This window comes from Micromonospora sp. NBC_01655, assembly GCF_026339755.1.
Lineage (GTDB): Bacteria > Actinomycetota > Actinomycetes > Mycobacteriales > Micromonosporaceae > Micromonospora.
In genome coordinates this window covers 346902-362601 of the sequence record NZ_JAPEQF010000001.1, presented here as the reverse complement: position 1 = coordinate 362601, position 15700 = coordinate 346902, and the positions used below count along the sequence as shown (strand labels likewise).

The 15700-nt window shown below is 73.8% G+C and carries 12 protein-coding genes; 6 read left to right on the top strand and 6 right to left on the bottom strand.

The window, feature by feature from the left end; genetic code table 11:
• Positions 1–110 precede the first annotated feature (110 nt).
• The 3 genes from OOK41_RS01835 to OOK41_RS01825 all read right to left on the bottom strand — a co-directional run bounded on the left by OOK41_RS01835 (position 111) and on the right by OOK41_RS01825 (position 5028).
• Complete coding sequence (locus OOK41_RS01835) at positions 111–1328, bottom strand: hypothetical protein (RefSeq protein ID WP_117668026.1); 1218 nt, start codon at positions 1326–1328, stop codon at positions 111–113.
• Between the two features lie 52 nt (positions 1329–1380).
• Entirely contained in the window at positions 1381–3072 is a 1692-nt protein-coding gene (locus tag OOK41_RS01830; protein WP_266262634.1) for a GTPase, read from the bottom strand.
• A gap of 108 nt (positions 3073–3180) precedes the next feature.
• Positions 3181–5028: a GTPase domain-containing protein gene (locus tag OOK41_RS01825; RefSeq protein ID WP_266262633.1), complete on the bottom strand. Its 1848-nt coding sequence runs from the start codon at positions 5026–5028 to the stop codon at positions 3181–3183.
• Between the two features lie 195 nt (positions 5029–5223).
• Here OOK41_RS01825 and dnaK point away from each other — a divergent pair, with 195 nt between their 5' ends.
• The 5 genes from dnaK (at position 5224) to OOK41_RS01800 (ending at position 10042) form a co-directional block, all read left to right on the top strand.
• Positions 5224–7098: a molecular chaperone DnaK gene (gene dnaK, locus OOK41_RS01820; RefSeq protein ID WP_266262631.1), complete on the top strand. Its 1875-nt coding sequence runs from the start codon at positions 5224–5226 to the stop codon at positions 7096–7098.
• 42 nt (positions 7099–7140) lie between these two features.
• Positions 7141–7899, top strand: coding sequence for a nucleotide exchange factor GrpE (grpE, locus tag OOK41_RS01815; protein ID WP_266262628.1), 759 nt, complete (start codon positions 7141–7143; stop codon positions 7897–7899).
• A gap of 79 nt (positions 7900–7978) precedes the next feature.
• Complete coding sequence (gene dnaJ / locus OOK41_RS01810) at positions 7979–9163, top strand: molecular chaperone DnaJ (protein ID WP_117667999.1); 1185 nt, start codon at positions 7979–7981, stop codon at positions 9161–9163.
• Between the two features lie 32 nt (positions 9164–9195).
• Positions 9196–9630 (top strand): MerR family transcriptional regulator, encoded by a 435-nt coding sequence (locus tag OOK41_RS01805; RefSeq protein WP_117667998.1) that lies wholly within the window; start codon positions 9196–9198, stop codon positions 9628–9630.
• A gap of 181 nt (positions 9631–9811) precedes the next feature.
• Positions 9812–10042, top strand: coding sequence for a hypothetical protein (locus tag OOK41_RS01800; RefSeq protein WP_266262625.1), 231 nt, complete (start codon positions 9812–9814; stop codon positions 10040–10042).
• Positions 10043–10117: 75 nt separating this feature from the next.
• Here the strand turns inward: OOK41_RS01800 and OOK41_RS01795 are convergent, their stop codons facing one another.
• From OOK41_RS01795 to OOK41_RS01785, 3 genes are all read right to left on the bottom strand, one after another.
• Positions 10118–10549, bottom strand: a complete 432-nt coding sequence (locus OOK41_RS01795) for a hypothetical protein (RefSeq protein WP_117667996.1) — start codon at positions 10547–10549, stop codon at positions 10118–10120.
• 183 nt (positions 10550–10732) lie between these two features.
• A complete protein-coding gene (locus tag OOK41_RS01790) occupies positions 10733–11938 on the bottom strand; it encodes a cation:proton antiporter (protein WP_117667995.1) in 1206 nt (401 codons plus the stop codon).
• 7 nt (positions 11939–11945) lie between these two features.
• Complete coding sequence (locus OOK41_RS01785; RefSeq protein WP_117667994.1) at positions 11946–12446, bottom strand: cation:proton antiporter regulatory subunit; 501 nt, start codon at positions 12444–12446, stop codon at positions 11946–11948.
• 636 nt (positions 12447–13082) lie between these two features.
• Between OOK41_RS01785 and clpB the strand changes: the two genes are divergently transcribed.
• Positions 13083–15674: an ATP-dependent chaperone ClpB gene (gene clpB / locus OOK41_RS01780; RefSeq protein WP_266262619.1), complete on the top strand. Its 2592-nt coding sequence runs from the start codon at positions 13083–13085 to the stop codon at positions 15672–15674.
• The last annotated feature ends 26 nt before the right edge of the window (positions 15675–15700 follow it).

Genomic DNA, 15700 nt, shown 5'->3' with positions numbered 1-15700 from the left:
GGCAGCGACCGCCCGGCAGCGACCGCCCGGCAGCGACCGCCCGGCAGCGACCGCCCGGCAGCGACCGCCCGGCAGCGACCACTCGGCAGCGACCGCCCGCCGGGCTCCGCTCAGGCCCCGTCGTCGGCGAGCCGGTGCCGGTTCGCCTCGATCCAGGCGTCCAGGGCGACCGGGTCGTCCGGGTCCACCCCGTCGGCCATGAGCTGGGCCACGGCTGCGGTGGCCGGGCTGCGCCGCTCCCCCGTCGAGTAGAGCCGGGCGAACTCCGGAACCATTTCCTCGATCGCCGTGTCGGTCCGGGTCGCCGCCGCCCCGGGCAGCCCCTTCCGCCGGGCCGCGTACGCCGCCCAGCCGCGCAGTACCCGGGGGAGCATCGCGGCGTCGTCCATGTCGAGCACGGCCCGCCGGTGCACCCAGTCGAGCAGGAACAACTCGGCCACCGTGGGACTCCACCGCAGCGAATCCGCGTCCGGGAAGCTCGCGGCGTGGTCGAGCAGCAGGCTGAGGCAGAAGTGCAGCGAGGCCAGCCCCGCGTCGTCGGACGGGTCCAGGTCGAACCGGACCGCCTCGGGCGAGGCGAGGAACGCCCGGACCAGGTCGGTCCGCTCGTCGCCGGAGAGCGGCTCGGCGCCCCGGGCGGGACGCGCCGGCGGGGGCAGCAGCGCCAGCCGCGCGCCGGCCAGCGCGCGGTCGGTGGCGAGCGACCCCTCGGCGGGCAGTTCGCCAAGCTCGTCGGTGACCGCCAGGTGCCGGCCGACCTCGCCGTGCATCCGGGCCGGGTCCTCCTCCCGGAACCAGGTCAGCTCGTCGCCGTCGACCATCTCCCGGACCTGGTCGACGATCCGGCCGGCGGGACCGCCGACGAAGATGTCCTTGGTGATCCCGATGTTGTGGTCGACCAGGGCCACCAGCGCGTGCTCCGGGCCACCGGCGGCATCGTCGTAGGCGAAGGTGGCCAGGTAGGAGGTCTGGTCGCCGTACACGTCGCCGTAGCACCAGGTGCCGGTGAGGTGCACCCGGCCGAGCTGCTCGGACCAGGCGGGGGCCTGGGTGCCAGGGTTGACCTTCGCGGTGCCCTCCGCGTCGGGCACCAGGGCGGCGAAGACGGCGCGGATGGTCCTGGCGGCGGCCGTGCGGCGGCGTGCGGTGGCGGCGAGGAATCCGGAGACGAACTCCCGGACGGCCCTCTCCCGGTCGGTCTCCGCGACCGCGTAGACGCTGCCCAGCAGCGCCGCGCCGAGCATCTCCGCATCGAGGGCGGTGTCGAGCCTGGTCACGTCGCGTGCGGCGTGCAGCACCGCGTCGTAGGGGGTCTGAGGCGTGGCCATGCGTCGACCCTACGCCGGGAGGGGAGCCCCGGACAGTGAAGGCTGACCGGGGTCAGCGGCGCCCGGCGTCCCGCAACGCCTGCCTTGCCTGCCCGTACCGGTCGAGCACCGCCCGGACCGGCGTCACCACGTACTCGATGCCGACCGCATCGACGGCGGCGGTGAGTCGCTTCTCGGCCCGGCGGCGGGCCCGGCGGGCCGACCAGCGCACCACCGGGCGGGTCAGCGCGGCCAGCAACAGCCCGGCGAGCAGGCCGCCGAGCAGCAGCACGGTGGGCAGCGGGGCCTCGCCGACCCGCGGGTAGTCCAGTGCCGGCAGGCCGAGGGCGCGCAGCGCGTAGCCGAGGGCCAGCCAGCCGAGGCCGGCCACGGCCGCGACCGTGACCAACCACTGCGCCGCGCCGACGAACCGCCACCACACCGGCCGGCGGTCGATCCCCAGGTCGGCGCCGGCCACCGCGCGGTCCAGCGCGTCCGGCAGGTCGCCCAGCCGGGACCGGGCGGCGGTGGTCACCGCGGTCGCCCAGGGGGCCGGCAGGCCCGCGCCGGACCGGTCGGCCACCGCGCGCACGGCCAGCCCCAGCGCCGAGCGCTGGGCGGCGGTCGGATCCGGTACGGAGGTCGCGGCGACCAGGCTCTCCGCCGGGTCCCCGGTGTCCGCGCCGGCGACCGGGCCGGGCAGGTGCAGCCGGCGCAGCGGGTCGGGGCGCAGCCGCCGCCAACCCCGCACCAGTGGCCAGCCGGTGCTCGCCACGGCCCGGTGCCGGTACGCCCCCTCGACCGCCTCCGCCACCGCCGGCACGCCGGCCGCCCCGGCCAGCGCCCGGCTCAACGGGCCGCCGGCCCCCTCGTCCGGCCCGGCGGCCGGTGCCTCGGCGGCGACCAGCTCGTCCAGCCCGGCGACGACCGCGTCGACGTCCCCGGCGAGGCGCCGCAGCGCGGCCTGCCGCCCGGCGACCGTGCGCTCCAGCGTCCCGCGAAGCTCGACGATCCCGACCGGGTCGACGGCGGTCGTGGCCAGCAGCGGCACCCCGCCCAGCCCGTCGGCGTCGAGCAGCCGGCGCAGGTCGTCCAGCACCCGGGGCAGCTCCGCCGGGGGCAGCCGGTCGGCCTGGTTGAGCACCACCAGCGTCACGTCCCGGTGCCGGTGGAACTCGCGCAGGTAGCTGGTGTGGATCACCCGGTCGGCGTACTTCTGCGGGTCGACGACCCAGATCACCAGGTCGACCAGGCCGAGCAGCCGGTCCACCTCCAGCCGGTGCGACCGCTGCACCGAGTCGAAGTCCGGCAGGTCGAGCAGCACCAGCCCGTGCAGGGCGGACTCGTCGTCGGCGTCCAGCGCGCTCTCCCGGACGAACCGGTGGCGGGGCAGCACGCCGATCCAGTCGAGCAGCCGGTTCGCCCCGTCCAGCGGGCCCCAGACGCAGGCGTGCGCCACGCCGGTGGTGGGGCGGCGCACCCCGACCGGGGACAGCCCCAGCCGGGCGAGCGCGTTGAACAGGCTCGACTTGCCGCTGCCGGTGGCCCCGGCGAGCGCGACGACGGTGTGGTCGCGGGAGAGCGCCAGCCGGGTGCCGGCCCGCTCGACCAGGGTGTGCGCGGGCACGAGCTGGGCGTCGGGGAGCTGGCCGTCCACCGCGTCGAGGAACCGGCGGACCGCGTCCAGTCGGGCGATCAGTGCGTCCGGATCGACCCGCTGATCACCCCGGAGCGCCTCGCGCAGCCGGCCGGCGATGTTGGTCATCGGGCCCCCTTTTCGTTCGCGACTGCGGGGCTCGCAAGCTCACTCCTCGCGCTCACGGGTGCCCCTTTTCGTTCGCGACTGCGGGGCTCGCAAGCTCACTCCTCGCGCTCACCGGGTTTCGTCCTGCGGGGGCGGCACCACGGGCAGGTCCGACGCGTCGGCCGTCGCCAGGCCGCTGCGGCGCCGGGCGTCCTCCACCTGGTCGCCCGCGGCGCGCAGCGGGTCGCCGGCGTCCGCCGCCGGGCGGGCCGCCGCAGTGCGGGACAGGAACCGGTCGGCCTCGGCGTCGAGCAGTTCCCCGACCCGCGCCAGCAGGTCGGCCCGGGCCCGGTCGGCCAGCGTACGCACGGCCTGGTCGCCGAAGATCGCCTGGAGCACGGCCTGCGCGGCGACGGTCGTGCCGGCCCCGGTGGCCACCTCCAGCCCGGTCGGGATGAACGCGGTCGAGGCGAACACGGCGATCATCACGGCCAGCCCGGTGGCGTTGACCGCGTACGCGGCCGTGCGGGCCACGAACCGCTTGTCGCCGCCCTCGGCCCGGACCAGCTCCAGCACCCCGCGCTGCCAGTCGCGGACCAGGCGCTCGGCGCGGGCGGCGAAGTCCTCGGCCGGGTGCGCCAGCGGCGGGTCGAGCAGCGCGGCCCCGGCCGGGTGCGCCCGCCACCCGGTGTACGTGTTCTCGGCCGCCTCGGCGGCCACCCCGCGCAGCAGCGTGACGAGCTGGGACTCGATGGCGTTGCGCAGTTCCGCGGCGGGCGCCGGCCGGCCGGTCACCGCGGCCACCAGGCGGTCCCGCAGCCGGCCGATCCGGGCCTCCAGGGTGCGGAAGAACTCGCCGGTGCCGACGAACTCCTGCCAGCGGGCGAGCACCTCGCCGCGGAGCAGCCGGCCGTCCTTCAGCCCCTGCTCCACGGTCCGCTCGGCCCCCCGGTACGCGGCCCGCACCCGCTCGTCGAGGGCGTCGGCGGCGGCCACCTGCTCGTCGGCGGCGTCGGCCAGCCCCGCCACCGCGGGGTACAGGGCGGCCAGCGCCCCGTCCAGGGTCTGCCGGACGACGGCGGCCCGCGCCCCGGCGTCGGCGGCCAGCCGGGCGAACCAGGTGCTCAGCGGGGCGGTGACCTGGTCCGGCAGCAGGCCCTGGCCGTCCACCCCCGTCTCGGGCAGGACGAACAGCGGCGCCGCGCCGAGACCCTGGTCGGTGAGCATCTCGGCCAGGTGGGCGGCCACCTCGTCGGTCGCCTCCACCGGCACCCGGTCGAGCACCATCGCGATCACCACGCCCCGGGCCCGCGCGGTGTGCAGCAGCTCCCAGGGAACCGCGTCGGCGTACCGGGCGGCGGTGGTGACGAAGAGCCAGAGGTCGGCGGCGGCGAGGAGCTGCCCGGCCAGCGCCCGGTTGGCGTCGACCACCGAGTCGATGTCGGGGGCGTCGAGGAAGGCCAGTCCGGCGGGCAGCGCCGGGGCGGTGACCAGGTGCAGGGTGCCCGGGTCCTCGCTCGGCTCGTTGGTGCGGGTGAGGCCCGGCAGCAGTTGGCCCTGGCGGAACCAGCCGGAGTCGGCCGGGTTGCACACCAGCACCGGTGAGCGGGTGGTCGGCCGGAGCACCCCGGCGGCGCTGACCCGGGCCTGGACCAGGCTGTTGACCAGGGTCGACTTGCCAGCCCCGGTGGAGCCGCCGACGACCACCAGCAGCGGCGCGTCGAGCCGGGCCAGCCGGGGCAGGAGATAGTCGTCGAGCTGGGCGGTGAGGCTCGTGCCGATCTGGCGGGCGGCCTCGGCCGAGGGCAGGGCGAGCGGGAACCGGACCGCGCCGATCGCGGCCCGCAGGTGGGTGAGCGCGGCGGGCAGGCCGTCTCCGGAAGGGCCGGACGGGTCCTCCCCGGCGTCCTCGTTGCCGGTACGGGCGGCGACGGCGGGCGAACCGGTGCGGGTGGCGGGATCGCCGTGCGTCGTCACCGCTAAAGCGTGCCCGACCGGTGCAAGTGAAGACAACCGGGCTCCCGGTAACGTGAGGTTGCGCCGGGTCGACTCAACCCGACTTGACGATCGCCGTGGGCGTGGCACTATTGAGTCAAGTTCACTCAACTTGTGGCCAGTGTGCGGCGGGCGGAGCCCGTCACCTGCTCCAACGTAAGAAGCGAGGAAGCGAAGATGGCACGTGCGGTCGGTATCGACCTCGGCACGACGAACTCCTGCGTCAGCGTTCTCGAGGGCGGTGAGCCCACCGTCATCGCCAACGCTGAGGGCTCGCGGACGACCCCGTCGATCGTCGCGTTCGCCCGCAACGGGGAGGTGCTCGTCGGTGAGGTCGCCAAGCGCCAGGCGGTGACCAACCCGGACCGGACGATCCGGTCGGTCAAGCGGGAGGTCGGCACCAACTGGACCGTCGACATCGACGGCAAGAAGTACACCCCGCAGGAGATCTCGGCCCGGACGCTGATGAAGCTCAAGCGGGACGCCGAGGCGTACCTGGGCGAGCAGATCAGCGACGCGGTGATCACCGTTCCGGCCTACTTCAACGACAGCCAGCGGCAGGCCACCAAGGAAGCCGGCGAGATCGCCGGCTTCAACGTGCTGCGGATCGTGAACGAGCCGACCGCCGCCGCCCTGGCGTACGGGCTGGACAAGGGCTCCAAGGAGCAGACCGTCCTGGTCTTCGACCTCGGCGGCGGCACCTTCGACGTCTCGCTGCTGGAGCTGGCCGAGGGCGTCGTCGAGGTCAAGTCCACCAGCGGTGACAACCAGCTCGGTGGCGACGACTGGGACCAGCGGATCATCGACCACCTGGTGAAGACCTTCCGCGGCGAGCACGGCATCGACCTGGGTCAGGACAAGATGGCCCTCCAGCGGCTCCGCGAGGCGGCCGAGAAGGCCAAGATCGAGCTGTCGGCGGCCACCACCACCAACATCAACCTGCCGTACATCACGGCCGGCGCGGCGGGCCCGCTGCACCTGGACGTGACGCTCAGCCGGGCCGAGTTCCAGCGGATGACGCAGGACCTGCTGGACCGCTGCAAGGGCCCGTTCGAGCAGGCCGTGAAGGACGCCGGCATCAAGGTCTCCGGCGTCGAGCACGTCATCCTGGTCGGCGGCTCGACCCGGATGCCGGCCGTGACCGACCTGGTCAAGCAGCTCACCGGCCGCGAACCGAACAAGGGCGTCAACCCGGACGAGGTCGTCGCCGTCGGCGCCGCACTCCAGGCCGGTGTGCTCAAGGGCGAGGTCAAGGACGTCCTGCTGCTCGACGTGACCCCGCTGAGCCTGGGCATCGAGACCAAGGGCGGCATCTTCACCAAGCTGATCGAGCGCAACACCACCATCCCGGCCAACCGTTCCGAGGTCTTCACCACCGCCGACGACAACCAGCCGTCGGTGCTGATCCAGGTGTTCCAGGGCGAGCGGGAGATCGCGGCCTACAACAAGAAGCTCGGCACCTTCGAGCTGACCGGCCTCCCGCCGGCGCCGCGTGGCGTGCCGCAGATCGAGGTCACGTTCGACATCGACGCCAACGGCATCGTGAACGTGCACGCCAAGGACCTGGGCACCGGCAAGGAGCAGAAGATGACGATCACCGGCGGCTCCTCGCTGCCGAAGGACGACATCGAGCGGATGCGCCGGGACGCCGAGGAGCACGCCGACGACGACAAGCGCCGCCGCGAGGAGGCGGAGACCCGCAACGTCGCCGAGGCGCTCCAGTGGCAGACCGAGAAGTTCCTCGCCGAGAGCGGCGACAAACTGCCGGGCGAGAACCGGGAGCAGCTCAACGAGGCCCTCGGTGAGCTGCGCGGCGCGCTCGGCGGTCAGGACATCGAGAAGATCAAGGCGGCCCACGAGCGGCTCGCGCAGGTCTCCCAGCAGGCCGGCTCGCTGCTCTACGCGTCTCAGCAGGCCGACCAGGCCGAGCCGGGCCAGCAGCCGGGTGCGGCGGGCGCGGGCACCGGGGCGACCGGTGGCGCGCAGGCCGGCGGCGCCGGCGGCGCCGACGACGTGGTCGACGCGGAGATCGTGGACGAGGACAAGAAGTGACGATCCGCCTCGGACACGTACCCACAGGGATGAGGTAACCGCATGACGGAGAAGCCACGAGCCGTCGACCCGGACACCACCGGGTCGACGCCGGGTGGCTCCGCGACCGCCGGGCAGTCGGCCGGCGAGCAGCCGCGGGTCGTCATCCGTGACAACCGCAAGATCAGTACGCCGGAGGCGCCCGCCGCCACCGACGCCGGGGCGGACGTCCCGGCGGAGGGGCTGGTCGCCGACGCCGAGGTCGTGGTCGACGAGATCGAGGTCGAGGCCGCCTCCGTCGACGGGCCGCCCGTGGTCGACGCCCCGGCGCAGCCGGTGGAGAGCGAGGCCCCGGCCACCGAGGCCGCCGCCACCGGCGGGCCGCTCGGCGCGGAGCTGGAGGCGCTGCGGGCCGAGCTGGACGAGCGGACCCGGGATCTCCAGCGGGTGACGGCGGAGTACGCCAACTACCGCAAGCGGGTGGACCGGGACCGCGGCCTGGTCCAGGAGCAGGCGACCGGCTCGGTGCTCGCCGCGCTGCTGCCGATCCTGGACGACCTGGACCGGGCCCGCGAGCACGGCGACCTGGTGGGCCCGTTCGGCACGGTGGCCGAGCAGCTCACCACCGCGCTGGGCAAGTTCGGCCTGAGCGCGTTCGGCGAGCAGGGCGACCCGTTCGACCCGACCCGGCACGAGGCGGTGGCCCACCAGACCTCCGCCGACGTGACCGAACCGGCCTGCGTGCAGGTCATGCGCCGGGGCTACCAGCTCGGCGAGCGGCTGCTGCGGCCGGCCATGGTCGCGGTCGCCGACCCGGAGTAGTGCCGACCCGTGCCGTCCCGCCCGCCCGCACCGGGCGGGCGGGACGTCCGGGATACGTCCCGTGGAAGGGGGTGGACCGGTGAGTTCCAAGGACTGGATCGAGAAGGACTACTACGCCACGCTGGGCGTGCAGAAGTCCGCCTCCTCGGACGAGATCAAGAAGTCGTTCCGGAAGCTGGCCCGGGAGTCGCACCCGGACCACAACCCCGGCGACCCGTTGGCCGAGGAGCGGTTCAAGGCCGTCTCCGAGGCGTACGCGGTGCTTGGCGACGAGGCCAAGCGCCGCGAGTACGACGAGATGCGCTCGCTGTTCGGCTCGGGTGCCTTCCGGCGTAACGCCCGGGGCGCGGGTGGGCCCGGCGGGCAGCCGTTCGACGCCTCCGACCTGTTCGGCGGCGCGGCCGGCGGCGGTGACCGTCGCTTCGGCGGCGCCGGCTTCCAGGACCTGTTCAGCTCGATCTTCTCGGGCGGGGGGGCCGGTGGCCCGGCCCGTCCGCGCGGCCCGGCCAAGGGCCGGGACATCGAGACCGAGGTGGCGCTCGACTTCGGCGACGCGGTCCGCGGGGTGACCCTCCCGCTGACCCTGCGCGCGCCCGGGGCCTGCGACACCTGCCACGGCAGCGGCGCGAAGCCCGGCACCCAGCCGGCGCCCTGCCCGGTCTGCCACGGCGCCGGGGTGACCACCCGGAACCAGGGGTCGTTCAGCTTCTCCGAGCCGTGCCGCAACTGTCAGGGCGTGGGCACGGTCGTCGAGGAGAAGTGCCCGGAGTGCCACGGCACCGGCGGGGTCACCAAGACCCGCACGCTGAACGTCCGCTTCCCCACCGGGGTGGCCGACGGGCAGCGGATCCGGCTGGCCGGGCGCGGCGAGCCGGGCGAGCGCGGCGGCCCGGCCGGCGATCTGTTCGTGCACGTGAAGGTCCGCCCGGACGAGCTGTTCGGGCGTACCGGAGACGACCTGACGCTGACCGTGCCGATCACCTTCCCGGAGGCCGTGCTCGGCACGGACCTGCGGGTGCCCACGCTCGACGGCACGGTGACCCTGCGGGTGCCGCCGGGCACGCCGGGCGGCCGGGTGCTGCGGGCCCGCGGCAAGGGCGTGGTGCGCAGGGAAGGCCAGGCCGGCGACCTGCTGGTCACGCTCGACGTGGTGGTGCCGGCACGGGTGTCCGACGAGGCGCGGGCGGCGCTGGAGACGTTCGCCGAGCAGACCCCGCCGGCCGCCCGGGAACATCTCGACGCCCGGGTGCGTCGGTTCAGTTGAGCCTGCTGGAGTGCGTACGGAGGTGAGCGGCGATGGCGGGAGAGTTCACCGGCTCAAATGACCCTGCCTACGAGGCCAAGGTCCTGATGATCTCGGTGGCGGCGCGGATGGCGGGGATGCATCCGCAGACGCTGCGCCAGTACGACCGGCTCGGCCTGGTGCAGGCTGGCCGGGCTGCCGGCGGCGGGCGTCGCTACAGCGTCCGGGACGTGGTGCTGCTGCGCGAGGTGCAGCGGCTCAGCCAGGACGAGGGGGTCAACCTGGCCGGGGTCAAGCGGATCATCGGCTTGGAACGCCTGCTGGAACAGGCGCAGCAGCGGATCGCCCGGCTGGAGGCGGAGCTCGACGCCGCGTACCGCCGGGTGGCCGAGCTGGAGTCGCTGGCCCGGTTCCCCGGCCGCGACCTGGTGCCCACCAACCGCACGTCCACCGCCCTGGTGGTCTGGCGCCCCCGCCGCGACCGCTGACCGTCGGCTGCCCGGCCGCACCGCTGCGCAGTTCCCCTGCTCCGGACCGCTTCACCGGCCCGGTCCGCTTCCCGGTATCCCGGCGCGGACCGGGCCGTTCCGTTAACCTGTGAATCAGGCCCTATCCGCTCAATACGGGCCAGAAGCACCGCTGGATCCACCGCGCTGGCGAGGGGGAACCATGTCGGAACCGGTCAAGAAGGCGGCGCAGCAGGCGGAGGAGCGGCTCGACCGGGTCGCGACGTCCGTCCGGGAGCAGTTCAACAAGATCATCGAGAGCCGGTTCGCCGACCGGATCAAGGAGGGCCGGTTCGCCGACCAGGTCGACCACGGCGTCGACCAGGGGCGGGCCGACACGCGGCGCGACCAGCAGGGAGCGCGGCGCGGGGGGCGCGGCCGATCGCCCGCCTGACGGTCGGTGCGCTGACGTGCGGGCCGGGTTCCACGGGGGAACCCGGCCCGTTCGCCGTCCCGGGGCGGGTGCCGGTCAGCCGATGCGGCGGTTCTCCCGGACCAGGCCGCCCTCGCACCAGTCGCGGTAGGCGAAGAGGCCCGGACGGGCCAGCAGCACCCGGCTGTTGTGCGCCCAGTTGCGCATCAGCTCGTCGCCGGCCCGCTCCGCCTGCTCGACCAGCTTGCGGAACCGCCGCTTGGGGTGGGCGCGGAAGTTCGTCCGGATGCCGTCGGCGGCGTAGATGTAGAGGCAGTGCAGCGCGAACCGGCGGGCCGGGCAGGCCGGGTCCATCGCCAGCTCGAAGAGCGTCTGCACGAGGTGGTCCCCGGCGACCAGCAGGTCCCAGTCCTGGGGCATCGAGGTCAGCGGCACCGAGTCCGGTTGGTAGGCCCACGCCCGCAGCTCCGCCGGGGACGGGTCGACGGGGTTGGCGAAGCCGCGGAACGTCGACTCCTGCACGCTCACCGGCCAACCTTTCCCGCTCGCGTCCGCGGGGGACCGGCCACCCGTGGACCCTGGCTGTTGGGGCGAACGGTAGCCCGGGGCTTCCGACCAGCGGAAGGGCTCTGCGGCACGAATTCGCAACCGTTGGACCGGGCCGGGTCGACCGTACGGCCGACCCGGCCCGGTCCCGTGCCGGTGTCGTGATCAGTCGGTGCTGACCAGCGGCTCCGCGCGCTGGCGGACGGCCCGCTGCCGCAGCCACACCTTGAACCAGGCGAAGTCCGGCAGCCGGGCCAGCATCGGCCCGGTCACCACGGTGATCAGCACATACGCCGTGGCCAGCGCGGCCAGCTTCGGTTCGACGCTGCCGGCGGCGACGGCGAGCCCGGCGATGACGATGGAGAACTCACCGCGGGGCACCAGGGCCAGTCCTGCCCGCCACCGGCCGGGCTCGGCGATCCCGACCCGCCGGGCGGCCAGGTATCCGGTGAGCGTCTTGGTGCCCATCGTCACCACGGCCAGCGCGAGCGCCGGCAGCAGCACCGGCGGGATGTCCCGCGGATCGGTGACCAGCCCGAAGAACACGAAGAAGACCGCGGCGAAGAGGTCCCGCAGCGGGGAGAGCATCTCGGTGGCGTGGTGGGCCACCGGCCCGGACAGCGCGATGCCGACGAGGAACGCGCCGACCGCCGCCGACACCTGGAGCTTCGCGGCGACGCCGGCGACCAGCAGGGTCAGGCCGAGCACGCCGAGCAGCAGCGCCTCCGGATCCTTCGCCGACAGGGCTGCGGAGATCAGGTGGCCGTACCGGATCGCCACCACCAGCACCAGCACCACGGTGCCGACCGCGACGCCCAGCGCGATGCCGCCGCCGAGCAGGCCGCTGCCGGCCAGCACGGCGGTGAGCAGCGGCAGGTACAGCGCCATCGCCAGGTCCTCGATGACCAGCACCGAGAGGATCACCGGCGTCTCCCGGTTACCGAGCCGGCCCAGGTCGGCCAGCACCTTGGCGATCACTCCGGACGAGGAGACCCAGGTGATGCCGCCGAGCACGACGGCGGCCACCCAGTCCCAGCCGAGCAGGAAGGCGAAGGCCGCGCCGGGCAGCGCGTTGAGCACGCCGTCGATCAGCCCGGCCGGGGCCGCCGAGCGCAGGTTGCCGACCAGTTCGCCGGCCGAGTACTCCAGACCGAGCATCACCAGCAGCAGGATCACGCCGATCTCCGCGCCGACCGCGAAGAACTCCTCGCTGGCGTTCAGCGGCAGCACACCACCGTGCCCGAAGACGAGGCCGGCGAGCAGGTAGAGGGGGATGGGTGAGAGGCCGATCCGTCGGCCGAGCCGCCCCAGCAGCCCGAGTAGGAAGAGCAGTGCACCGACCTCGATGAGCAGCGTTGTGGTCTCGTGCATCCGCGCCTCAGCCGTCCGGGTCGTTGTCGGCGAGGATGGCTGTCACGCCGTCGAGCCCCTTGCGGGTCCCGACCACGACGACCACGTCGCCGGCCTCGAAGCGGAAGGTCGGGTCCGGCGAGACGATCACCTCGCCGTGGCGCAGCACCGCCACGATCGAGGCGCTCGTCCGGGTGCGGGCCTTGGTGTCGCCGAGCCGCTTGTTGACGTACTTCGAGCCGGCCGGGATGGCGATCTGCTCGGTGAGCAGCCCGGCGGCCTGCTCGCGTAGCCCGGAGAGCTGACCGAGCATCAGCGACGCGCCGAGGATGTCCGCCAGCGCCTCCGCCTCGTCGTCGGTAAGGGGTATGTCGGCCTGGCATGAATCGGGATCATCCGGGTCGTACAGGACGAGGTCACGGCGGCCATTGCGGTGGGAGACCACGCCGAGCCGGCGGCCGGATTCCGTCACCAGATCGTGACGCATTCCGATCCCGGGTAGGGCAGTCTGTTCGACACGTACTCGCACGTGCGCAAGGCTACCGGCTGGGAAGGTCGTCGATGACTGGTCAGGGGCTGCGCAGGGGGGTCGCGCTCCTGCTCGTACCGCTCCTGCTCGTACCGCTCCTGCTCGTGCCGCTGCTGGCGGTACCTCGTTCGCGGCCCGCGCGGTCGGTAGCCGCTCCTGCCGCCCTCGGCGCGCCGCCCCGTCGGCGTTACCGCGGCCCTCCAGGTCGGCTCCCGCGGTGCCTTTGGAGCTGAGTCGTTCACGACATCACTGGCCGACTCGGCGGCGAGGGTCAGCTCGTCCACCGTGGGTGGGACGGGTGGCCTCGCCCCTTGCTGTCGGTTGGCCCGGCCAGTGCCGGCCACCCCTCCGGGCGGGGGCTGCCCCGCCCGGAGGGGTGGACGGGCCGGACGCCGGCCGGGCCGATGGGTCGGACGCCGGCCGGGGCCGATGGGTCGGACGGAACCGGCGCGATGACGTGAACGACTCAGCTCCAAAGGCGCCGCGACGCATGCCGCCGCCGCCGGGGGCCGGCGGAAGCGACCGGGGAAGCGGCGAGCCGGTGAAAGTGACTCGGGTCACACGGTCAAGGTTGAGCGGAATAGGCTCAACTCTGGTTGTGTCCTTCCTAGTGGACACGCCGATCCGGGGGAGCCCATGAACACGGAACGCCTTACCACCAAGAGCCGCGAAACCATCACCGGTGCCGTCGCGCTGGCGAACCAGCGCGGCCACGCCACCGTGGAGCCCTGGCACCTGCTGCTGTCGTTGCTGGACACCGAGGGTTCGACCGCCGCCGGCCTGCTGCGCGCCGCCGGGGCCGACCCCGCCGAGTTGCGCCGGGCCGCCCAGCGCGCGGTCGACACCCTGCCAGCCGCCCGGGGCTCCAGCCTCGCCGAGCCCACCCTGGCCCGCGAGTTCGTCAACGCCATCGGCGCCGCCGAGCAGATCGCCCGGCCGCTGGGTGACGAGTACACCTCGACCGAGCACCTCCTCGCCGGGCTGGCCCGGGTCGGTGGCGCGGTCGCCGGCGCGTTGAGGAACGCCGGCGCGACCGAGGAGAACCTGGTCGCGGCCTTCCCGACCGTTCGGGGCGGCGACCGGCGGGTCACCACCGCCGACCCGGAGCAGACCTACCAGGCCCTGACCAAGTACGGCGTCGATCTGACCGCCAGCGCGCGGGACGGCAAGATCGACCCGGTGATCGGCCGGGACTCCGAGATCCGTCGGGTGATCCAGGTGCTGTCCCGACGTACCAAGAACAACCCGGTGCTGATCGGCGAGCCCGGCGTCGGCAAGACGGCGATCGTCGAGGGGCTGGCCCAGCGGATCGTGGCCGGCGATGTGCCCGAGTCGCTGCGCGGCAAGAAGCTGGTCTCGCTCGACCTCGGCGCGATGGTGGCCGGCGCGCAGTACCGGGGGCAGTTCGAGGAGCGGCTGAAGTCCGTGCTGGAGGAGATCAAGAACTCCAACGGGCAGGTCATCACCTTCCTCGACGAGCTGCACACCGTCGTCGGCGCCGGCAAGGGCGAGGGCTCGATGGACGCCGGCAACATGCTCAAGCCGATGCTGGCGCGCGGTGAGCTGCGGATGGTCGGCGCGACCACCCTCGACGAGTACCGCGAGCACATCGAGAAGGACCCGGCCCTGGAGCGCCGCTTCCAGCCGGTGCTGGTCGGCGAGCCGACCATCGAGGACACCATCGGCATCCTGCGCGGCCTCAAGGAGCGCTACGAGGTGCACCACGGCGTACGGATCACCGACGCAGCCCTGGTCGCCGCCGCGTCCCTGTCCGACCGCTACATCACCGACCGGTTCCTGCCCGACAAGGCCATCGACCTGGTCGACGAGTCCGCGTCCCGGCTGCGTATGGAGATCGACTCCCGGCCGGTCGAGGTGGACGAGATCGAGCGGGCGGTCCGCCGGCTGGAGATCGAGGAGATGGCGCTGGCCAAGGAGCCGGACGCCGCCTCCGCCGAGCGGCTGGAGCGGCTGCGCAAGGAGTTGGCCGACAAGCGCGAGCAGCTCACCGCGCTGTCCGAGCGCTGGCAGCTCGAGAAGGACCACATCACCAGGCTCTCCACGGCCAAGGAGGAGCTGGAGCGGCTCGGCGGCGAGGCCGAGCGGGCCGAGCGTGACGGCGAGCTGGAGCGGGCCGCCGAGCTGCGGTACGGCCGGATCCCCGCGCTCAAGGCCGACCTGGCGAAGGCCGAGGAGGAGCTGGCCCGGCTTCAGGCCGAGGGCGCGATGCTCAAGGAGGAGGTCGGCGCGGACGACATCGCCGCCGTGGTCGCCTCCTGGACCGGCATTCCCGCCGGCCGGCTGCTGGAGGGCGAGACCACCAAGCTGCTCCGGATGGAGCAGTCGCTGGGCTCGCGGGTGGTCGGCCAGGCCGAGGCCGTCGCCGCGGTCTCCGACGCGGTCCGCCGGGCCCGGGCCGGCGTCGCCGACCCGGATCGCCCGACCGGGAGCTTCCTCTTCCTCGGGCCGACCGGCGTCGGCAAGACCGAGCTGGCCAAGGCGCTCGCGGAGTTCCTGTTCGACGACGAGCGGGCCATGGTCCGCATCGACATGAGTGAGTACGGCGAGAAGCACTCCGTCGCCCGCCTCGTCGGCGCCCCGCCCGGGTACGTCGGCTACGAGGAGGGTGGCCAGCTCACCGAGGCGGTGCGCCGCCGGCCGTACTCGGTGATCCTGCTGGACGAGGTGGAGAAGGCCCACCCGGACGTGTTCGACGTGCTGCTCCAGGTGCTCGACGACGGCCGGCTCACCGACGGCCAGGGCCGTACGGTGGACTTCCGCAACGCGATCCTGATCCTCACCTCGAACCTCGGCTCGTCGGTGATCAGCGACCTGACGCTGGCCGAGGAGCAGCGCCGGGAGGGCGTCCTCGCGATGGTCCGGTCGCACTTCAAGCCGGAGTTCCTCAACCGGCTCGACGACATCGTGGTCTTCGCCGCGCTGCACGGGGACGACCTGCGGGCCATCGTGGACATCCAGCTTGAGCGGATGCGCCGGCGACTGGCCGACCGCCGGCTCGGCCTGGAGATCACCGAGGCGGCCCGCGGCTGGCTCGCCGAGCACGGGTACGACCCGATCTACGGTGCCCGCCCGCTGCGCCGGCTGGTGCAGTCCGCCATCGGCGACCAACTCGCCAGGGCACTGCTCTCCGGCACGGTGCGGGACGGCGACACGGTGAAGGTCGACCTGGCCGACGGCCGGGACGGCCTGTCGGTCACCGCCGCCTGACAACCCTCGACCGAATGTCGAAAGGG